This window comes from Zoogloea sp. LCSB751 (assembly GCF_002028455.1).
GTDB lineage: Bacteria > Pseudomonadota > Gammaproteobacteria > Burkholderiales > Rhodocyclaceae > Zoogloea.
In genome coordinates, this window is the sequence record NZ_MWUM01000002.1 from 320,389 (window position 1) to 341,493 (window position 21,105).

17 protein-coding genes and 1 tRNA gene are annotated in these 21,105 nt (G+C 53.0%); 14 read left to right on the forward strand and 4 right to left on the reverse strand.

All coding sequences use genetic code 11. The features are described from left to right. Positions 1-3: 3 nt before the first annotated feature. Positions 4-1,542: a class I SAM-dependent DNA methyltransferase gene (locus tag B4920_RS04345; protein ID WP_079433385.1), complete on the reverse strand. Its 1,539-nt coding sequence runs from the start codon at positions 1,540-1,542 to the stop codon at positions 4-6. Between the two features lie 755 nt (positions 1,543-2,297). On the opposite strand from B4920_RS04345, the gene B4920_RS28635 reads away from it, so the two are divergent. From B4920_RS28635 to B4920_RS04360, 3 genes are read left to right on the forward strand one after another with little or no spacing between them, the layout of a single operon-like run. Beyond that, positions 2,298-3,299: a hypothetical protein gene (locus tag B4920_RS28635; RefSeq protein ID WP_079433386.1), complete on the forward strand. Its 1,002-nt coding sequence runs from the start codon at positions 2,298-2,300 to the stop codon at positions 3,297-3,299. Then, positions 3,292-4,422: a hypothetical protein gene (locus tag B4920_RS04355; RefSeq protein WP_139379417.1), complete on the forward strand. Its 1,131-nt coding sequence runs from the start codon at positions 3,292-3,294 to the stop codon at positions 4,420-4,422. Before B4920_RS28635 ends, B4920_RS04355 begins: the two co-directional genes overlap by 8 nt. Positions 4,423-4,436: 14 nt before the next feature. Beyond that, positions 4,437-5,105 carry a hypothetical protein gene (locus B4920_RS04360; protein ID WP_139379418.1) on the forward strand — a complete coding sequence of 223 codons (669 nt, stop codon included), beginning with the start codon at positions 4,437-4,439 and terminating at the stop codon, positions 5,103-5,105. 216 nt (positions 5,106-5,321) lie between these two features. Here the strand turns inward: B4920_RS04360 and B4920_RS30880 are convergent, their stop codons facing one another. Continuing rightward, positions 5,322-5,798 (reverse strand): helix-turn-helix domain-containing protein, encoded by a 477-nt coding sequence (locus B4920_RS30880; protein ID WP_139379419.1) that lies wholly within the window; start codon positions 5,796-5,798, stop codon positions 5,322-5,324. A 144-nt stretch (positions 5,799-5,942) separates the two neighbouring features. Between B4920_RS30880 and B4920_RS04365 the strand changes: the two genes are divergently transcribed. Together B4920_RS04365 and B4920_RS30885 are read left to right on the forward strand one after the other, a co-directional pair. Then, positions 5,943-6,581: a hypothetical protein gene (locus tag B4920_RS04365; protein ID WP_139379420.1), complete on the forward strand. Its 639-nt coding sequence runs from the start codon at positions 5,943-5,945 to the stop codon at positions 6,579-6,581. After that, a complete protein-coding gene (locus B4920_RS30885; protein WP_079433390.1) occupies positions 6,581-6,823 on the forward strand; it encodes a GAF domain-containing protein in 243 nt (80 codons plus the stop codon). Before B4920_RS04365 ends, B4920_RS30885 begins: the two co-directional genes overlap by 1 nt. 125 nt (positions 6,824-6,948) lie before the next feature. Here the strand turns inward: B4920_RS30885 and B4920_RS04375 are convergent, their stop codons facing one another. Further along, positions 6,949-7,182 (reverse strand): helix-turn-helix domain-containing protein, encoded by a 234-nt coding sequence (locus tag B4920_RS04375; RefSeq protein ID WP_079433391.1) that lies wholly within the window; start codon positions 7,180-7,182, stop codon positions 6,949-6,951. Between the two features lie 854 nt (positions 7,183-8,036). Between B4920_RS04375 and B4920_RS04385 the strand changes: the two genes are divergently transcribed. The 8 genes from B4920_RS04385 (at position 8,037) to B4920_RS04425 (ending at position 19,802) form a co-directional block, all read left to right on the forward strand. Further along, a complete protein-coding gene (locus B4920_RS04385) occupies positions 8,037-8,291 on the forward strand; it encodes a tyrosine-type recombinase/integrase (RefSeq protein WP_256376079.1) in 255 nt (84 codons plus the stop codon). Positions 8,292-9,967: 1,676 nt separating this feature from the next. Further along, positions 9,968-11,398 carry a site-specific integrase gene (locus B4920_RS04400; protein ID WP_139379421.1) on the forward strand — a complete coding sequence of 477 codons (1,431 nt, stop codon included), beginning with the start codon at positions 9,968-9,970 and terminating at the stop codon, positions 11,396-11,398. A 3-nt stretch (positions 11,399-11,401) separates the two neighbouring features. Continuing rightward, complete coding sequence (locus B4920_RS04405; RefSeq protein WP_139379422.1) at positions 11,402-14,752, forward strand: hypothetical protein; 3,351 nt, start codon at positions 11,402-11,404, stop codon at positions 14,750-14,752. Then, positions 14,745-15,413, forward strand: coding sequence for a hypothetical protein (locus tag B4920_RS04410; protein ID WP_139379423.1), 669 nt, complete (start codon positions 14,745-14,747; stop codon positions 15,411-15,413). Before B4920_RS04405 ends, B4920_RS04410 begins: the two co-directional genes overlap by 8 nt. Positions 15,414-15,423: 10 nt before the next feature. Continuing rightward, positions 15,424-15,837, forward strand: coding sequence for a VPA1267 family protein (locus B4920_RS30890; RefSeq protein ID WP_368664702.1), 414 nt, complete (start codon positions 15,424-15,426; stop codon positions 15,835-15,837). Then, the gene (locus B4920_RS04415) at positions 15,834-18,053 is read left to right on the forward strand and encodes an ATP-dependent RecD-like DNA helicase (RefSeq protein WP_079433399.1); all 2,220 of its coding nucleotides are present in this window, start codon (positions 15,834-15,836) and stop codon (positions 18,051-18,053) included. The genes B4920_RS30890 and B4920_RS04415 overlap by 4 nt, the downstream gene beginning before the upstream one ends. Next, entirely contained in the window at positions 18,050-18,367 is a 318-nt protein-coding gene (locus B4920_RS04420) for an H-NS family nucleoid-associated regulatory protein (RefSeq protein WP_079433400.1), read from the forward strand. Before B4920_RS04415 ends, B4920_RS04420 begins: the two co-directional genes overlap by 4 nt. Positions 18,368-19,175: 808 nt before the next feature. Beyond that, positions 19,176-19,802: an SOS response-associated peptidase gene (locus tag B4920_RS04425; protein ID WP_079433401.1), complete on the forward strand. Its 627-nt coding sequence runs from the start codon at positions 19,176-19,178 to the stop codon at positions 19,800-19,802. Position 19,803: 1 nt separating this feature from the next. On the opposite strand, the gene B4920_RS04430 is transcribed toward B4920_RS04425, so the two are convergent. Beyond that, entirely contained in the window at positions 19,804-20,595 is a 792-nt protein-coding gene (locus tag B4920_RS04430; protein ID WP_079433402.1) for a hypothetical protein, read from the reverse strand. A gap of 376 nt (positions 20,596-20,971) precedes the next feature. Between B4920_RS04430 and B4920_RS04435 the strand changes: the two genes are divergently transcribed. Further along, positions 20,972-21,048 (forward strand) — tRNA-Met (locus B4920_RS04435). The last annotated feature ends 57 nt before the right edge of the window (positions 21,049-21,105 follow it).

The window sequence follows — 21,105 nt, forward strand, 5'->3', positions numbered from 1 at the left end:
CACTCACTTCAACATCCCCTCAAGCGCCTTCATCCCCGCCAAAATCTCCTCCTCCAGCTTGGCGAGCTCTGCGAGAATCTCCCTCGGCGGCAGATGCTCCACCACCTCGTGCACCACTTCCTTGTAGCGGTTGATGGAGAGGTCGTAGCCTTGCGCTGCAATGTCGATTTTGGGCACACAGAAACTCTGCTCAGTATGCGAGCGCTCGCGTTCTGCCCCATCCCGCTGCTGCCAGCGCACCAGCACATCCGGCAGGTTGTTCTTGGCGTGCTCGGCCTCGGTGAGCGGTTGTGGCGGGGCCACACCAAGCTTGTCCTCAGACAACAGGGGCTGCCGCTTGTCGTCCAGGCTCCAGCCATCGGCCTGCATATCGTAGAACCAGACGTGGTCGGTGCCGCCCGAATTGGTTTTCGTGAAAAGCAGAATCGCCGTCGACACTCCCGCATAAGGTTTGAAGCAACCCGACGGTAGTGAAATGACCGCGTCGAGCTTCTGCTCCTCGACAATCATCCGGCGCAGTTCCTTGTGCGCCTTGGAGGAGCCGAACAGCACTCCGTCAGGCACGATAACCGCCGCACGGCCGCCGGGCTTCAAGAGCCGCAGGAAGAGCGCGAGGAACAGTAGCTCGGTCTTCTTCGTTTTGACCAGCGCCAGCAGGTCCTTGGCGGTGTTCTCGTAGTCCAGCGAGCCTGCAAACGGTGGATTGGCGAGGATGAGCGAGTACTTCTCCTCATCGCCTGCGTGGTCCTGCGCCAGGGAATCCTTGTAGCGGATGTCCGGGTTATCGACGCCGTGCAGCGCCATGTTCATGCTGCCGATACGCAGCATGGTGTTGTCGAAGTCGTAGCCGTGGAGCATGCCGTGATGGAAGTGCTCACGGGTTGAAGCGTCGTTGAACAGCGCCGGATGCTTCTCGCGCAGGTATTCCCCCGCTGCAACCAGGAACCCGCAGGTACCACTGGCCGGGTCGCAGATGACATCCTTGGGCGTCGGCGCAGTGAGTTCCACCATCAGCTTGATGATGTGACGCGGCGTGCGGAACTGACCGTTCTGGCCGGCGGCGGCAATCTTGCCGAGCATGTACTCGTAGAGGTCGCCCTTGGTGTCCCGGTCCTCCATCGGCACGTGGTCGAGCATGTCCACCACCTTGGCCAGCAGACCAGCCGTGGGGATGGTGAAGCGGGCGTCCTTCATGTGCTGACTGTAGGTCGAGCCGTCGCTGCCCATGGCGCGGATGAAGGGGAAAACGTGGTCGCCCACCACCTCGAACATGTCCGCGGGCGCAAAGTTCTTGAACCGCGACCAGCGCAGGTCGTCGTAGGCCCGCCCTTTGGGGTCCTTGCCGTCGGGGAAGAGGCGGTTCGCCATCGGTCGCTTTAGGAGCGTGGCCTTGCTCTCCTCCAGGGTGTGCGCGTCATCCAGCCGGCGGATGAAGAGCAGATAGGTAATCTGCTCGAGCACCTCCATGGGGTTCGAAATCCCGCCCGACCAGAAGGCGTTCCATACCGCGTCGATTTGGCTACGAAGTTCGCCAGTCAGCATTGAGTCTTTCCTGTTGTTCCTGCCTTACAGCACGGTTGAAGCCGCGCGGCGGATAGCATCGCAACCAATGCTATCCGCCGCACCTATGTCAATCAAGTTAATTAATGCCGAGAGTGCCCGTTCGGCATATATTTTGCAGGGGCTTGGACGCTCTGCAAAAAACCTGAGATGGTCTGCAGTCTGCGGGAACCACCACCCAAGCGCCAGAACCTCGGAAATATTTCACTCGCCCCCCGCCGCGCGCCCGAACAGAGGGCCGAGAGGTACGAACACGAAAAGGGATGAGGTGGCAAGTTTCTCCTCTATGCCTTCTCTTCTTCGATTGTCTCGTAACCGCGGTAACACCGTAACAAGAGGTCTTCGAGATAACCGCCTGCTAGAAGCGCGCCGCCCTAGGGGCTTGAACGCGGTCAAGGGGAGTACGAACGGACCTAACCCAGCACTCTTAAAGCGTGTCGATTGCTACCGGAGCGACGTTTCTGCACACCCTTGAAGTAATGATTTCCAAAGCTCTCGTGGCAGGGGCGCTCACATCCGGGTGAAGTTTGAATCACAGGAGAGAGAGATAGGAAAACGGACAAAGCAACACATCGATGTATGCAAATAAATTCATTTCATGCCATGATGTTATGTCGCGGAGCCGGTATGAAACGAAGCCGCAAACGGACTTCGGTGAAGGTTTTGTCCGATGAGATATGGCGGCGCTTGGTCTCCAAGTGCGGCTGAGTCCTGTTACTTAGGGAGGAAGTGACCGAATGGCCGAGACAGCGAATATAGCTGCGATGGCAGAACGCCTTTCGAATGAGCTCTTTTCGGAGTTTTTCTGGACACGAACAGGTCCAATGAACACTAACTGGGCTTGCCAGAGGACTGAGCATCACGCTGTAAAGACGCATCCCTCAGATATAGTATTTTACTACGATGACCCTTACTCCCGTCATCGAGTCTATGTGAACTGCGATTTGAAGAGCTATGCGAAGTCATCCATTTCGAAACCCGCTCTACGAAGCGCGCTTGAAAGCTTATCGAATCAAATAGCGTGCGCAGAAGTAAGTGCTGAATGGCGCGACCTTTATATCCACCCTCATGTCACACCGTCAGTATGTGGCCTTCTATTTGTATACAATCATGACGGTGATTACGATAAGGACTTCCGGATTTACCTTAAGGCGTTGCAGGAAGCAAAACTAGACTTGCCTAGAGGTTCGAAAGTCATTGTGCTTGGGCCCGAAGATATTTATTGGTTAGACAACGTTCGGTACGATATTGTCCAAATGCGCGGGCGACGAACCGGAGATGCTCCTCTACCGGACCCCGAGCATTGTCGGTACTTTTATCCTCAGCTGTTGATGCGAAAAAACATAGCATTGGAGCATGCGAAAGCAGCAACTCTTGAGATGCTCACATCTAAGCTAATTGTTTTGCAGTATCAGAGACCGAACACGCCGAGCCGAAAAGGACTTGTGCTTTTCTACAAAGGTAAAGGGGCGTCTGCGGAAGAGTTTACATATTTATTTGATTATTTGCGAAGCTTTCAGCTTCTTCACGACGATATAGATGTTGAGATAAAGCTTCTAGATGCATCCCCTATGGCCCAACCGATGTTTCTCAAGGCGCAGCAGGTCTACGTTGAGGATTTGTCGGATGGTTCCAGTGTTTCACCTCTCGCAGAGTGCATCGGAAGAATTCAGTATAGGCGGATTTCACAAGTACTCACCCGCTTCTCAGATGTCGAATTGGGAATGAATAATGCGTGATAGAAGTTATCAATTCTATGCGACTGACAATGATATTTTTGACCTGTTGACTTGTACAAAGCGGAAGCTTACAGAGGGCGTGCTGCGAGAGATTGCAGGAGAGCGCGGAATTTTCTTCTCTCCTCATGACGGCCGAGATGAGATTGCTCTGGCGATTTCACAGCTTCCTTTTACGCTAAACGAACTAATAGAAATAATGCATCGCCGAGAGACTCCCCGGCGAAATGAGAAAACCACACACATAACCCTTAATGACGTCATATCCGTTGACGAACTTAAGGCTGCAATTAGCGCTTATAAAGATGATTTTGGTTCTCACGAAAAAATAAGCTCATACCAGAAAAGTCCAACGAGCTTGGTGCTAAACGTCCAATACGACGACATGGACTACTCGCGCACTAGGCTTATTCAGCGACAGCGGCACGATGCATCAATCGAGTTTATCCAGAAGGATGGAAAGACTGTCGTTCGCCTACCTGCTTCGGAGAAGTCAAAGCGGATAATCGAAGATTTAACGAGACGCATTGAAGGGCAGCGTCGCACATCAATTGATAGACATTTAATTGAGTTGCCTCAGGATTTTACCGCGGACGAGCGCACAATGTTTTTTACGCGACTAATTGCCGAGCTGCCTGGGCACAAGCTGATTGGCGTGACCAATCTTAAGATTGCGCCTAGTGCTCGACCTGAGGGGGATACGGAAGATACAGACATTGATGAAGACGAGCGTGAAGAGGCAAGCCACGAGATGCTTGTCATTGTCCGGAGCATGGCTCTAAGTGGTGAGAATCTAATTGCTTCCAAGGAGTATCAATCCTTGCGTACGCGAGGATTTTACATTACCTCCATCGACTGGAAGTCTCAGCAGATAAATGCTCCATACGATGTTGCCCACCTTCACGCCTCATTTGAAGATGGTGAGAATGGGAAGGGCTTCAAATATGCGGCTAAAGGGGTCTATCGATGTCAGACAGGGGTTTATACGAAAACTCTGCGCCCTCTTGATGATACCGAGCGTGAAAAGCTATACGTTCTCGTTGAGACTGCTGCACATAAAATCTTGCGAGAGATGCAAGTCGCGCGGTCCGCAGTCGTAACCCTTTCAGAGGAGACGGTGAGATGAGTCGGCGTAGGTGGATGCGGGCAGACTGGCCTCAATCTATTCACACTCTCGCTGAAAGAGTTCAAGAGCGCTCCTTTGCGAAGGACAAGTCCAGCGGCTTCATCTTGGAGAGGGTTCGGAACGAATTTTTTGAGGCCCGATACATTGAGCGCTATGAGTTCCACGAAACCATAGAGGACCCATTCGGGAATGAATTAACCTTTGACAGGTTGGAGTTTCGGCAAACATTGTTCCGTGCCACATCAGCCTGGCCCGGGCTCGAATTGGTTGATGCGCCCCGGTCATCGCAAAGCCTTCTAAGTCAACTTCTTGAGCTAACCAGGTTTGAGCTTTCTGTTACGCCATTAAATGTCGACATTCTTTTGTGGGCCGAGTCGCTTCAAGAGGTGGTTGGTATTCCCGTTGTGATTGATTCTATTCAACTTGGCGCACTACATATCGATGAAGGTGTTAATGCGAAGATTATTCTAAAGGGAGAAAAAGACGTTCGCACTGCGTGCAAAGAGCTGACTGGTGGGCGAACGCATACTGTCGAGAAAATTCAATGTAGAATTTTACAGGGTGACCTTCGTTCGTTGGTGCTGCTAAGCAATAACGCAGCGGTTAAGATTGAAGGTGCTCAGTCAAGTGACGAAATTTTAGCGGCCCTAAGAGCAAGCCTGCCAAGGCCACTTTTTTATTGAGACATTATTCTCGATGGTAGAAATAGCTCGGTGGCCCGTAAGTGCAGCAGGTCTTTGAATCAAATTCACTTCGTCTAACAACATGTGGTTCTGACTATCCATTCTGGATTTAGCCATATGGCCAATCTTTGAGGAGTCTCAGGCGTCTTCTAGCGGGTTACTTTGTTCGTGGGCGGGGTAATCAAGTTTTCCATAGACTCCGTGCAATCGACCATGTCAAGAACATGGTGCATCGGCACCCTGTGCCATCTCTATCAATCGTCGAGTAGGGCCGACGCGCTCGGAAGGGATAGCAAGGAGCGATACGCCTAGCTCGCGAGCCACCATCAGCACGGTGCCAAAGGCAACAGTCTCCGGGTGCGTCTCAATGTCCTGCATTGTCTGCTTGGCGATGCCGACCGCGAGAGCGGCATACTCCAGCGTTAGCCCACTTTGAGTCCTTGCAGCCCGGATGTAGGCCCCTAAGTCACTCCCGGTATGGAGTACAGGGTCTGATGGAAATTCTTTAGGGACCACGCGCCGCACAGTGCCGCTCCTATAAACCTGTCTGAGTAGGATTATAGGCTGTCTGTGACACAAATAGACTATAAATCCTATCAAGGTAGGATTTATAGGGGAGCCCAATCTTCTCAATCTGGACGTCTTGGCAAGCTCGGCAAGCGACCAGCTGCTCATCTTGCTTAACTTGCTCATTCCATCTAATGTTGGGTGATGACGGACAAGACAAAGCTCCTTCGTTCAGCCCTACGACACCCTGTGGCTCCAGCGACAGTGCGTAATCTGATGTTGCATGCTCCAGCCGGGCAAGACGTCAAGCCACACAAAAGAACCGCAGCCGTGCAAGGTTTGCAGCTTCGCCGGCAGCAATTGACCGGCATGACGGCTCAAAACACACGTCAAATGAGTTCTCGGCAAGACCGTTTGCAACGTGAGATAGCAGAGTTACGTATGGTCATGAAGGCGATTCAAGCGCGGAACGAACAACTTGAGATGCGCTTGATTGCCGGGGATGTACCGGCGCCGCCCGCCACTAAGTCAGCAAGCGATGACATGGGCTCCGCGCCTGCAGTTGCCCATGCCTGGGCTGAGCTCCTGCAACAAGGGGAGGCCGTCAGAATCGGGTGGGTAAGAAGTGGAGAGCTGGTGCCGTCGTCGACCTTGGCCGAGGCGTGGGGGCGCACCCGTCAAGCTTTGGAGCAGGCGTTGCGTCGAGGAGAGCTCTTTTCCATCAAGGTCGGCAAGAATCGATATTACCCAGCGGTGTTCACTAAGCTCGAAGCGGAAACCGTTAAAACCGTATGTCTCGCCCTTAAAGGCAAAGACGAAGTTGGCAAGTTCATTTTCTGGAGCAGGCCACACGGTGGGCTGGGGGGGGAAACACTTCTCGAGGCCCTCTCGTCTGGGCAGTCTGACCAAGTGTATCGCCTGGCTGAAGGATGGTCTGCTGAGCGTGGACAATCCTTCAGGACGTGGTGATGACTGTTACTGATGCCCGTCAGGATGAGCGTTTTTGGGATAACCCATTGGTAATCGGTCCTCCGTTAATTCGTTTTTACGCTGGCGCACCTCTCAAAGTGTCGTCGGGCCACAATTTAGGGATACTGTGTCTTATTGACCCTATGCCTAAGAGTCTAGCTCCAGAAGAAGTGGAACACTTGCAAGTACTAGCTAGGATGGTGTCGCAGAAGTTGGAGAAAGCCGGGCCTGTCACCCCATAAGGCATGGCTAACTGTTGGACTACGCTACGCGCAATCCAGAACTTGCAAGATACCGATTGGTGAGTGTGACTTAAGACGTGTCACTCTGCGTGTAAATGCATACCTCACTACGCCTCGTGTCGAGGCTATGTTTGACTTTCAGCCAATATTTCAGCCCTCTGCATGAGCTCGGACACCGCTACGTTAAGTGCATCTGCGATGAGGCAAAGCGTACCAACCGTAGCTTCGACCTCGCCTCGCTCGATGCGGCCCAATCCATTTCGGTGAATTTTTGCGGCCTCAGCTAACTTCTCTTGCGAGATGTTCATTTTCATACGGGTGTCCCGTATCACTGCTCCCAGTGCTTCTATTCGATTCATGCCTGTTCCCGGTTTTCAGCCGAGTTTCAGGCGCATCCGTGCTAGAATCTACACACTAAAGTGTTCCACACTAAAGTGTTCATTTGGAACGGCAAATCACGTGTAGCAAGATGGTGATTACCAACAGTTAAAAAAGAACTTTGGCATAAAATTCAAGCTAAAAAAGATGATGAACATGGGTATAGCACTATTTCGACAGTCCTTTAACGATGACTGGCATACAAGATTGCGTTTCGCCCTTTCGTACGCCAGGGACCGGACAAGCTCTCTAAAGATATTGGCCGCCATCGAAGCTCTAGAGCATCAACTCGCGCAAGAGGATGAGTGCACCCATACGGTTACTGCAACGCAGCCCGTTCCGCCAGGAATGGATGCTTTGTTCCTGATGTCGCATATACAAAAAACTATCTATATTCAGCCGGCCACTCTTGGTCGCGCCCCCAATGGAGACATTGAACTAACAATCACCACGCGAGGCACCAGGGAGCACGTGATGGGCGTCGCTAAGTTCATCCTTAAGAACGGACTGCTTGAAGCAGAGTCGAAAATATGGGCTGAATCGATGATGAGGTCAGGCCGATTATCCTTGTGATAGACGGCTTTCTCGCTGGGGGGAAAGTTACTTTAATTGCATCCCCTTGGCGCAAGCTCACGTACCACTGCCCAGCTCGTTGTCGGCTCGAAACCGTTCCAACTTTTGACAAAATGCCCAAAGTGTCAAAAGAGGGGGTAGCCTGACAATGAAGCAGCGCGATTTGCAGTCGGACGCCAGCGCCATGCCCAAGCGGCAAAATGTATAAAGACCGAAAGCAGCTGCTGTCGTTGATGCGCATGAGCGCACCGAGCGCAACTTCCTGACTCCCACTGAGATGGAGGCCCTCCTTCGGGCGGCCAAGGCAGTTCCATGCGGGCAGCGTGACTACACCATGCTCCTCGTCGTCTACCGACATGGCTTCCGGGTGTCTGAGCTAGTCTCACTTAGCCGGCGCGACGTGAGCCTCGCCGAGGCCCGCATCTTGTGTGCCAGGAAGAAGAACGGGCTTTCGACCAGTCAACCCCTGCAGGGCGACGAGCTGCGCGCCTTACGCGCCTATCTCAACAAGCGCTAGGAGGCGCTTCCCTGGCTCTTCGTGTCCAGCCAGGGCGGGCAGATGGCCCGGCCGAATTTCCACTACCTGGTTGCCGAAGCTGGCCAGCGTGTGGGGCTGGGTTCATCACGCTCGCAAGCGCATTTGTGCAACAAGGCTGGTCCATGCCATTAGCCGAAAGTGCAGATGCAGAGGCGACTATGAACTTGTGGCTACGAACCGCATCTCCTTGGCTAGTTGTACCAAGGAATTGGGAGACTCGGCTAACGTTCGCCAGAACATAAATCTCGAAAGACAAGGTCTTCAAAGTTGGCTCCTTCGTGGGACTGCTTGTCACGGTTTGGTCACCATTGAACTATCCCAAATAGTGCCAAGCCATTGGCCTGCAGTTTGCACGCCGTTGCTTCAAGCGGGCCTGCGCGCGGTTTCATTATGCACATTAGCGGGCGCGTATCTCCTGCCTGACGTCGGCCCCGATTTGGGGTTAACGAAACGGGAAAAGTCAAGTAAGTCGTTCATTTTCATTGGTTCTCAATCAGCACACCATCTGATTTTCTTAACGAAATCGTGCTGGAGAGCCCACTTTGCCCGTAGCTGAACTTCAGACCCCCGTCTCCTCCAGAATTGCACAAACTGACTACCTGGCGGTTCCCGTTCTGTTGACTCTGTGGACCTCCGTTGCGCTGCCCGTTGCGCCCGCGTTCGAGGATGGACCAGCGGCCTGGATTCCCTGTGGGGCACGCGTAACCTTGCCTCATTCGCTGCCTTCATTGCCGGAGGGAAAAATGGCGTGCGTCATCGCGCTATATCCGCAGGACGCTATGAAAGAAGCGCGAGACGAACTGCATGAGGGATTGCCGCTCACGCCGGCGTGGCTTCGCTCGGCCTTGCGACGGAGCGAGTGGGATGATGCTATCGCTGTCGGGCCTACTCTCTCGCTCAGTGCGGCACAGGCTGCGGGCCAATACATGTATGCCATCGCCGCAGGGCATGATGATGCCCCCAAGCTTGCCGGCGCTTTGTCGCCTGATGCGTTGGATGTCGCAGAGCGGGCGGCACGGCGATTCCGAGCAGAAGTTCAAGTTCTATCGCTGAGCTAGAACCTAGAAGGCGACTGGGTGACCCGAGGTGCAGTGGCGTGCGTCTTCCATCGTTTCAAAGCGATGAACCGATTTCGAGAGCACTCACTGTTATTGAAGTCAACGCTCCGGGTAGTAGTTATTTAGGCAGAAGACGCCGCAGACAACTACTCCTGCGTTTTGACTCCCACTGCCGTCAGGCGGCCTGATTCGGGCACTAGCCTCATCCACACAATGCTTGAAACTTCTATGGCGATTTGAGCCGTGGCTTACTCGTGCGCTCACGAGGGGAGGCTGTGCGCGTCAGCATTCGTCCCCGGATGCTCGAGATGGGCGCAATCGTTTCGAAGCACGACTGCCGCCCTAAAGCACGAATAACCAGGATTAGCGTCTGCATCAGCCGGAAAGCCTTGTGGGGGAGGGTGATGTTTTTCAAGCTATGGGTTCATCTACAGGTAACTCCGCCTCACTATGTCCAGCAGACGTCTCGTCTTGACCCCTTCTCGCAGTTACTCCCTGAGAAAGCAGTTTTTCACGCTCAGAAATGCACTGAATTGCATGTCGAGGAGCCTTCTGCTAGGTTCGTTGCTTACTGCATGTTAGCTGAGGCGGAATCGGGTGACTTCTGTTTTTCGTAACGTGTCCTTGGTTAGCAAAATCAGGGACGGTCGCCAGTCTTGGCGGCTGCTGGACGCGAACTCCCAAGTTATTCTGGGGTTTGAAGTGTTTGCCGCCTCCATCAACAGGAGCCCGCTAAACACCCGGAAAAACTATTGCCGAAACCTCGCGCAATTCTTCGACTATATGTTCGAAGCGGGTGTTCAGTTAGCTAAAGGCGAGCCTAGCTTTAAGTTTAGTCGTCAAGTTCTAGCGGATATTCTGGAGTCGTACCATTCGTACCTCACTGAGGGTATGGATTCTGGAAATATGATTGCTCGCCTTGTCGCTAAAACCCTTCCTCCCGGTCGGAACGGCAACAAGACAAACGGAGCGGAAACATCCGCGGCTAAACACGCGGTGCTTCGCCGATTCCTAGAGCTGTCCGAAAAGATACGCGCCCAGCAGGAAGAACTGGCTGCTTTGGGATTTCACTCCATGCCGGTGGATAATCTCAGCATATTGCCTGGTATTGGGGAAAGGCGCCCCATAACTGATGCTGAGCGGCGCGCGATGTTATCGCATTCTATGCTGGCCGGGGTGATTTCGCGAGGACCGCAGTTCATAGCTGAAAAAGTTTTGCCTACGTCTTTCCCTAGTATCAGATACGACGATGAGCGGGCTTTCCCTATCGAGCGGGTACCGGACTTCCTCGCCGCCTTCCGTACTCACAGGGATAAAACTCTGTATGCGCTGCTAGCCGCAAGTGGCGTACGCATTAGCGAAGCGCTGCAGTTGCTTTGGGAAGATATTGACCTTGAAAAAGGTGAGGTCAAGCTGATTGACCCAAAGCGAAGGCCTAACCATCCCTCTTACTTGTATTTGACGCCTTTGCAACGCGAGAAGTTGGTTTGGAAAGGGCGGAACACTTCTACCACAATGCTGATTGAGCCGTTTAAGACATTATTCTTCAAAAGTCTTGCGGACTATCATCGCGAAGAGTATGTGCCCCACGGTCGGCACAAGTTTTTATTTCAATACTCGGTCGGCGGCATAGACGGGGAGCCATACCTGCTTGCAGGTCATGATTCATATACTGATGTTTTCAAGGGTACCGTGCGCCGGGTAGGTATTGCTTTGCCGAAAAGGACGGGGCCACATTCCTTGCGGCATATGTATGGAACCTACCTGCTTAACTACTTCCCCCGTCCTGATGGAACTTACGGGCTTCCTATTGGCCTTGTGAAAGCAGTCATGGGGCATGCCTCTGTTGCTTCAACGGAGAAATACGCTCGGCACGATAAGGACATGATTGCCCTGGAGCTTAAGTACGCGAATCAGGTGGTTTTTCATGGTCTTGAGTCAAAGAGCTTAGTGCAGATACGGCTAGATGCTTTGCAGGCTCAAGTCAAAGAAATTGAAAAGCAACTATTGCTTGAAGTGAGGGGGTGAGCTGTGAGCTACGCTAACGCGAATATCGATAGTCTGGTTTTTCATCAGCCTGATGGTGCAATTCCGAAGCTGACTATGCAATACCTCCGAAAGGTTGCCAAATTGCTTCGTGACCTATTGGGGGTTTCAAGTGCGAATGTAATGGATGTAAATACCCGTCAGAAGAAGGGTGCAATCTTTGCCAAGATGCTTGCGCTCTGGGATGAGGCGGGGATTGATGTAATCCTTGGTAAGGACTACCTGCAGCACGTACTCTACTGCGTGTTAAACCCAAATACCTTTTCTGATGATGATTGGGTGACTCTCACTTACGGGCTGTTGCCAATACGAAGCACTTATCGTGGCGCACTTGTCCAGGCGTTTTCGTTTGTTCTGCTGGACATGCATTTCAATCGGGTCCTTACCTTGCCATGGAATTACACTTGGCCGGTTGGAGCTGGGTTGGGTTCAGAGCTTGAACAGTACGCCTTGTTAGAATACAAAGACCTTCCCGAGCTGTTTCGGCATGTACGGTCCGTTTACGACAAGAATAACCCACTCTATAACGGCTACGGATACTTTCAACGAACACGCACCGCCTCTGTTGCCACCAAACTGCTGACAGCTTTGGGGTGGCAAGACATTGCTGAGGCTAACTACGAGGACCTAGAGGCAGTTTATCGCATGGGACTCAACGAACGAGTCGTGACCATTCGCCCAGTCTTTCTGCTTGCGTTGCTAGAGAACATCTATGGCGACCGTATTCCCATCTCTAGCGAAGGGTGGAGTATTAGGCAGGAGCAGATTAACAAAGAGAAGCGGCAGGCGCTTTTGATTCCGACTATCGGTGTGGGTGAGGTGACGGATGCGGAAGCCGATTTAGTACGCCAACTTCGTGCAAACCCACTTGCGACGTCGTTGCAGTGGAGGCCGGTCTGGTGTATGCCTGATAGGATTCCAGACTTGCTCCATGCTGGTGATACAGCATTTCGATTTGATGTCTGGTGCAAGCTTGAGGAGGCATATCTGCGGTGGGCGAAATACGAGAATGAGAAGCATGTTCTTAATTCTCTAGCTTACTTCAATATTTACCTATTCATCTACCTGCCGGCCTGGTATCAAGCTCATCCGGGGTTCCGGGTAGAGTATCCGCATAATCCGAATCTGCTTGTAACCTCTGTTTTTGTCTCTGATATAGGTTTGCCAGTAATGGAGGAGCGGCCACTTACCTTTGTGGCGTGGCTGAATGAGCAATCTAAATCTCGGGAGTGGGACCGGTATAGAGTCTATGGCGTACTGAAAACTTGCGAAGTCTTCTTCACATACCTGGCTCGGAACTCGGATGAGCTGCCGGAATGCAACAAGTTCAAGCAGCCACTTTCTCGAGTAGACTACCCGAAGGTTTATCGGCCGACGGGGACTAACAAAAGGCCCATCCCAAGACGGATATTCGCTTTTTACTTACGATATATCGAAACACTGATTCAGTATTTCGAGCGGGTTTTGGATATTTGCCTGGATGGCACGATTGATAACCGGGCGCTTGGTACTAGCTTTAAGGGGAATACGATAGATACGTACGGGGCTGCCAACAATGTCGGGCTTATCCCGGTGGTTAGCTTCGGTGGGGCTATGTACCCTCTGAGATATATTCCAAATTGCGTCGCGATTGACTATTACCCCCTGAAGTCCGGGGTTACTTGTCGTATTCCTGAGCTTCACGCTTTGTACCAGATATATGTCGCAATGCATACTGGACTTCGGCACCAACACATCCAGTGGCTCGACGTTCGAACCTTCGATAAGGATAACGATGGTCCCCTGAGAGAGTTTGGCAAGCTTTGGGTGAATACGGACAAGGCAAAGCAGAGCGGGTGGTCGCCTGTCGTATCACGTAGCGTCATTGAGACACTTAGAAAACAGGCTACTTGGCGGAGCCTGATTGCCAGTCCAGCCTTTGATAAACCAATCTATTACGAAAGAAACCCGAATACAAAGTGGGGTTTGATTCTTCCATTGTTCTCCATTAAGGGTGGGGAGCCTCACCCGGACAGCAGATACGTGTCGGCTTGGGAGATGTTACTGCAAGGGATTCATTGCTTTCTGCTGGACAAGGGCGAAGACCACAGGTTGTGCCGGCTCATGTACGCAAGTATTTCAAAGGAAGTTACGGGGGACGAATATTTCGCGCAAGCAGCGAAAAAGAGCAGCGAGGACGTTAAGGTTGGAGGTTGTTCACTCCTCAAAGTCAAGAGCTTCATTACTCCGCATAGCTCTCGGTCGAGTGTTGCGTCGCATCTTACGGCGTATTTGCCCGCCGATGTTATTGGTAAGTACATAACGGGGCAAACTGCCGCTACGGTTAATTACTATTCAGTTCCGGATGAAGAAGAGGTGATATTTGAATCCATCTTCCAGAAGAAACATCTACGGACTGGATTTTATGAACAATCGGCATATGCCGCTGATGATAACGAGACGCCGAAAACACCCAGGTCCCCCTACATCAAAGCTGATGCTGTGAATTCCGCTTTGGCTCGTGGGATGCGGGTAGATGTGGATGCCGCTGTTGTCAGCTTCGGTTGTGTCAGCATGTCCGTTGTTGATATTGACGAGAACGGTATTGATGTCTTGAAACGCACTCGTTATGCGGGTGCCGCCGAGAACAAGACGGAAATATGTCCCTACGGGAACAACTGTCCCGCCGATGTGTTGAAGCTGACTAAAGGGCATCGGAGGTGCGCAGTCTGTCCTTACGCCGTTCGTTCCGTTGACCACCTCCCGGCAATATCGGCAAAGGGGCGACAAACTCTCGAAAAGCTCTCGGAACTTGAAGTAATCATGGATGCCGAAGACGTCGAGAATCGTTATTCGGCCAACGAGATAGATGCTCTGCACGAAGAAAGAGCACTGCTGGCCGAGGAAGTGACGGCATGGCGTTTGGCGGAGGAAGTGCTTGAACAAACGCGAAAAAAGCTTGCAGCCGGTGAGATTCAATCTCAATGGGTCGTAGGTAAGCCAGAAATCATTGAGCGGCACCTAAAGGCTATGGCCTTTCCTTCCCAGGGTACGCAACGGCTTATCGCGCGCTTGGCTGAATGCATCGAGTTTCCCATGCTTGAAAGTCCGACCATTCGAGGTCAGTTTGACCTGCTCCGACGACAGATTCTTGCTAACCGGGGAAATGTGCGGGAAGCCATTATGTCCAAGATGCCAACTAACCCAGCATTCGAATGCGCGGGCTTGCTTAGGTCGGTTATGGACACTCATCGTCTAACTCTTTCTGATGTTGTGCGGCTGATTGACACAGACAGCCATCTGGAAGGCGAAGGCAGCGCACCACTAATGCTTACCGAGGCTGTCTTAAATGACTAAAAAGAACTCATTCGGGGCGTGGCAAGAACAACAGATGGCAGCTCGGGAAGCTTTGGTTGTGGAGTTTCTTGCCCAGAGTACAAAGTCGAAGGCTAATTATCCCGGTATCACCGCGCTTGCTACGGCGGTGGCTCAGCACGTGTCCGCTATAGAGGGAAAGTCTGAGCCATGTAGTGCTACTACGATTCTGAGGAATCCTCGGTATAAGAGTCAGCTGACTCATTACTTGGCAAATCAGCGTGGAGCAAAGAAAATATCGTTTGAAGCGCTTCCTGATGAAAGAGCTAAGGCAATCGTTACCAGCTTACAGCTCGAAGTGTTTAATCTTCGGCAGGACAATGAGCGACTGCAGCGTTACATTGAAGCGCTTGACAGCGAGATGGAGGCTTTGAAACCCAAGCTCATGGTCCGGCAGGCTGAATCCGTCAACCCTTTGTCCAATGACGCGGAGAAGCTTAGGAAGCTGGAAAATGACCTTGGACGTACTTGCCTGGTCGTAAACAAAATCCTTGAACGGTTTCCAGACATCCTAGGGGTTGAAAGCAATTACAACAGGATTGTTGACCTTTCAATTAGGGAGGGTCGGCCTGCTCGGATAGTAGCTGAGGAGACTGAAGCCTCTCCCTACTTTATCTGGCTTCGCAGGCAAACTGGAGCGTAGGAAGGTCGCTATGAACGCCGAACGTCGGGACACGAACTTCGATTTATTCCAGGTATGGAGGCAATCAAAGACTAATGAAGACTTTCGTCAGCTTGAGCACCGTGGAAAGCTCAACCGGGTTGATATAGCTCGTGAGTGCGGTTTTGCGCGCTCCGTGTGTGACCAAAACCCTAGGGTTCGCAAGGCGTTGGGTGAGCTTGAAGACAGGCTAAGGATAGAGGGTGTGCTGCCCGAAAAGGCGGATAGCTCCGAGGTTAACTTGGTGCCAACGCAATCTGGTAGGAATGTAGATTCCGAAAGGTTAAGGAGGTTGGAAAGTGAGAACGCTCTACTGCGGGCTGAGGTATCTGACCTGAAGCGTCGGCTTGGCCGATACGAAGTGATGAGTGCAACTCTGGCGGAAACTGGCCGAATCCCCAGATGAGCCTGCTGACCTATAATCTCCGAATCACCACTATTGTTTCCCGAAAATGGGGTGGGTGCATATTTAATGGCACTTTTATTGACCCAAGCAGTGGCCTTGTTACTGAAACGGGGGCCTATGCAAATGTTAAGGTTTCACCCTCTGTCCTTGGAGGCTTCCAACCCCAAGTTGGTATGTGGGTGGCAGTCGAAGGGGAGGCTACGGTCGAGAGGCGCCAGTTTGATGGAATCGTACGTAGCGCACACGTCATCACGGCCAAGGGCTTTACCTACCTAAGGCCCTCAGGTGAGCACCTGATTAGATTTCTTGCTGATTCCGAGGGATTCGCAGGGGTTGGCATTGCTCGTGCCCGCCGACTGTGGGACAGATTTGGCGATGACCTCTACAGAATACTGGATGAAGGGCAAGACTCGGCTCTGCTGGACCTGCTGCCCACTGACGTAGCTGCTAATCTCATGCGGGTCTGGGCAGACGTTGCTAGCTCCGATGTAGTGCGATGGCTTCATGATTCGAACTTTCCCTTTCAGCTTGCGCGTAAGGTAGTGAGGTACTTCGGGAGGGAGGCCCGGGTTTCCATTGAAGAAGACCCTTATCGACTTCTGTCATTCAGTGCTTCTTGGAAGACTACCGATACATTTGCCCGGGGGCAGTTTGGCATTGGGCTTGATGACCCCAGGCGTTTACTTGCGGCCTGCGAAGAAGCACTTTATCGAGCCTTTAACGAGGGGCACACTGTAGTGAAGCTGGAGGAGCTTAAGGGGTACCTTAAGTCAATCCTTTCTTTGCCTAGCACGGACAATTTAGTTTCAATGGCGATTGCCGTTGGCGAGTGCAACGGCGGATATATTTCACTTGGTGGAGTGCTACAAACGGTCGGGGCTGCCGTATTGGAGCGAGGCATCGCGAAGGCTATTGTTGCGCGACTGTTGCGTGGCACGGCTGCCACACACTCTCTGACCAGTATCGCTGCCACTCTTGACCGGTTTGAAGTGCTTGAGAAAGTAACCCTTTCCGACGAGCAGCGTGCCGCTGTAGAGCTAGTATCGACTAGATTCATTTCCTGCATATCGGGAGGTGCGGGTGTCGGCAAGACTACCGTGTTGAAGGCTGTATTAGCCGTGCTGGATGAGACTGGTTTGCCATGCAGACTACTTGCTCTCGCAGGGCGGGCTGCGAAGAGGATTAGCGAGGCGACGGGGAGGCCAGCGCAAACGATTGCCGGGTTCATACGAAATCCAGAACTCGATGCGCTGCAAAACGGCATTGTCGTGATTGATGAAGCATCCATGGTTGATATACTTTCCATGGCCCAAGTGCTTGACCTCATTCCGGAAACTTGTCGGGTGGTCTTGGTTGGTGATTCCGCTCAGTTAATGCCCGTAGGACCTGGCTTAGTGTTTCATATCTTATGTGGCTCAATTATTCCTACGGTCGAGCTAAAGCAGGCTCGCCGGTTTGGTGCAGAGATTGCGCACTTTGCGAACCAGATTCGAGAGGGAAGCTTTCCCGAGGTCGCCGAGGATTCGAAAGCATCGGTGTGCCTGTTTGACTTATCTCACCCAGAGTCAATTGCTGAAGCCATTGTAGAACTGTACGACCCCGTGGATTGTCAAATCCTCTGTTCGCGTCGTAGTGGGCCCAGCGGTACGAAGTCGCTCAATAGCTTGCTGCAGGCTAGAGTGAACCCGGATGGGCTGCCACTGATGGTTTTTAACCGTGAATTTGACCGCCAGGTGAATACCGGGCTTAGAATTAACGACCCAGTAATTTATACCCGGAACAATTACAGGCTAAATCTTCGAAACGGCTCTCTTGGGAAGCTTTCAAGTATTCCTGAAGAGCCGGCCATCTACTGTGATGAAGTAGGTGAGCCGTTAGGTACTGTTATCGCTTGGGTGGAATGGGACGACGGAGTCCTTCGGCCTGTGTTCGAGGACATGCTTTCGGAAATCGAGCTTGCCTACGCGATTACCACGCACAAGGCTCAGGGCTCGCAATGGAAGCGAGTGTTGATTCCTCTGGTTAAGACAAGAAACTTCGACCGGAGTATGCTTTATACTGCGGTTACGCGTGCCCAGTCGCAGGTAATACTTTTCGGGGATAGGAGGGTGGCAGTGGATGCGGCAAGTGGAACGCCCCATTCCGCCAAGCGTCGCATTCACCTTGGGGAGTATATAATCCAAGAGGTGCAGTCCTCACTGAAGGAGAATAAATGAGTCGCTATACTGAACTAAAAGCCAAAATCGAAGAGCTTCAGAAAGAAATGCAGGACGCCTTCAATACTGAGCGAGGCGAGGTTATCGCTTCGATAAAGGCTCAAGTCAAAGCATTTAACCTCACTGCGACCGACATCGGATTGGGACCGTCTAAGGGTGGTAAGCAGAAAGTCTCTGGTGCTACGCCTATAGTGGTTAAGCCAAAATACCGAGATGGCGATAATACCTGGACGGGCCGAGGTGCAAAACCGGTATGGTTGCGTGACAAACTCGCTGCCGGAAAGAATCTTGAAGACTTTCTGATTAAGGATTGACTCTTTGGTGGGTGGTTTGATATAGTAAGAAAGTTGTTTGGTAATTGTGCCGGGTTAGCTCAGTTGGTAGAGCAACCGCCTTGAATATACGAGTGCCCTATCGGAAACGGTGGGAGTAGAACCCCTCAAATTCGGGGAAAGCTAAGGTCCGAAAAGACTATGCCAATCCCGAGCCAAGTCCTGTAAAGGAAAGGTGTAGAGACTAGACGGGGGGAGCCTAAAGCGGATTGCAATGGCTAAGGGATAGTCCAGACCACAAACGTAAGGCGGCGAAAGCCGAAGTGGTAAGGTAAGCGGTAGGTCATCCGTTCGAGTCGGATACTCGGCACCAAATAACTAGCAGGTCGGGCGAGATGCAATTTCGTCCGGAAATATGCACTAAGGTGCATATTTAGATATGCAGTGCAACGTTAACGCCTGTTGATTGAAAATTGTTATTTATCAGGGGGTTGGCGGTGGTGAAGGGGAGATAAAGAAGTCACTCACTCGGTTGAGTTGCTTGCTTTCCCTATATAACGGTTCGATTCCTTTCACCGGCACCAAAGGATCCAAGCATTGAGGCCAATCCCCAGGGATTGGCTTTTTTGCTGGGGTTACACCGGGGGTACGATTCAGCCAGATCGGTCCAATCAGACATGCATGGATTGTTAGGAGTCGTCGTCATCGTGGGCTGCCTCTGCGCGGCCGTCGCTGCGGCGGTATTGTTTTTCCGCGACATGAGAAACAGCCGGCGGGCAGAACAGCGGCGGCAGCAGCTCGTTTCGAGACTGAGACCGAAGTGATGTGTGCCGTGCGTGGGAGATAAGCGATGTGCGCCAATTTCATCCCCGCGACACCGCAGCAACTGGCCGCCCTTCCGCTGCCGCCTCCCGACTTCTCTTACGGCGAGGCCTACCCGGGCTCAGTCGTGCCCGTCGTCACGAACTTCGCTCCGCGCATCTGGGTGCCGGCCTGCTTCGGCCTGATTCCCGCCTGGGCCAGGGATGCGAAGATTGCCCGCTCCACCTATAACGCCCGAAGCGAAACCCTCGCAGAAAGACCTTCTTTCCGGAATGCATGGGCACGCGGCCAGCTCTGCATCATTCCGGCGGATGTCCTTTACGAGCCCTGTTACGAGACGGCCCGCGCCGTACGCTGGCAGATCCGCCGGCAGGATGCCCGGCCGATGGGGATTGCCGGTTTATGGGAGCGGGTGCTACAGCCCGACGGGCAGGTCGTCTGGTCCATGACCATGCTGACGGTCAATGCGGATGGGCACGCCTTGTTCGGGCGCTTCCATAAACCCGGGGACGAGAAGCGCGCCGTCGTGATCCTGCCCGATGGTGTCTGGGGCGCGTGGTTGGGGGCGCGTTCGGAAAAGGAGGCGTGGTCGCTGCTGACGCTCGCTGAGCCGGGTGGCCTGATTGTCGCCCCGGCCCCTCGCGAAGATCAGTGAGTCAGGGGCGGGTACCCTGGAAAAACAGGCCGTCGCTGCGGGCTGTGTTCGGGGCGGCTATGTAAAACTGCTTGCGGGGAATGTTGTAGAAACCGATTCCGGTCAGTGTGTCGGTGCCGAACGTACAGGAGCCACCGCGGAAGGTGACGGACAGGTTGAAGACGTTTACCGATCCGCGCGGCGTGGCCACTCCGGAGAAATTACAGCCGGCAACGACGCCCGTGATGGTGCCGTTGGCCTGCAGGGTCATGAATGCGGTCTGAGTGCCGGCAGAGGAAACCGCATTGCCTGTATAGGTTCCCGTCGCCAGTGTGGCGTTTGCCGGCTGCTCGTACGCCGGGTTGTACTGGGTTGAGAAGGTGCTCGTATCCCGGTTGGCGTAGGTCAGTACGCCGCTGAGCGAAGACTTCGTGAAGTAGCTGGCGGAAACGCTGATCGAGTTGACCCCGTAGCGGTCGAAATTGAAATCGACCGCATCCTTCACCGTAAAACTGCCATTGCTGGCCTGGCCCGTGCCGGTGACGACGCCGCCGATCACGTCCTTGTCGCTTCTTGTGGAATACACCGCATAGAAGCTGCCGTCGTTCAGGATCACGCCGGAGATGCTGGCACCAGCGTCGCTGGTGCCCAGCCACATGCCTTCCGCGGCATTCGAAACGACCAGGGAGGGGCCCTGAGCCCCTCCGCCGCTACCCGCAGTGCTCCCGTCGTCGCTGCCGCCGCCACCGCCTCCGCAGGCGGACAGGGACAAGGAGAGGAGGAGGGTGGTGGAACCTTGGATATGGCGGGTCATGAATGCATTCCTGATAATCGGCAGGTCGGTTTTCCGCCTGAAAACACATGATTTCTTGGACTGCCGATTGTCCTGGAGCGGTCCTCCCCCAGGGGGTTAGTCGGTGCACATGAAAGTTGTGGCGTATTACCTTTGGAAAGTATTTTCATGATTTTTGAATAGTGCGCGCGGTCTTGCGATGTTGCATGTCGGGCGTGCGTCCATGCTCCGCAGCCGCGATGAACATGTTTCAGCGGAATGGGGGCAGTGAGCGCTGTTCGCAATGGAGCGCCTTGGGCAGTGCTCGTTCGTGGCGTCGAGTGGCTGGAAGCAAAAGGGGGGCGCACAAATAACTTGGCAAGATCCGGATAAGTGGGTAATATCCGTCCCTCTCTGACGCGGGGTGGAGCAGTCTGGCAGCTCGTCGGGCTCATAACCCGAAGGTCGCAGGTTCAAATCCTGCCCCCGCAACCAGTTTCAAGCGTCAAGGCTCAATCACTTAGGTGATTGGGCCTTTTTGCTTTACGGGTC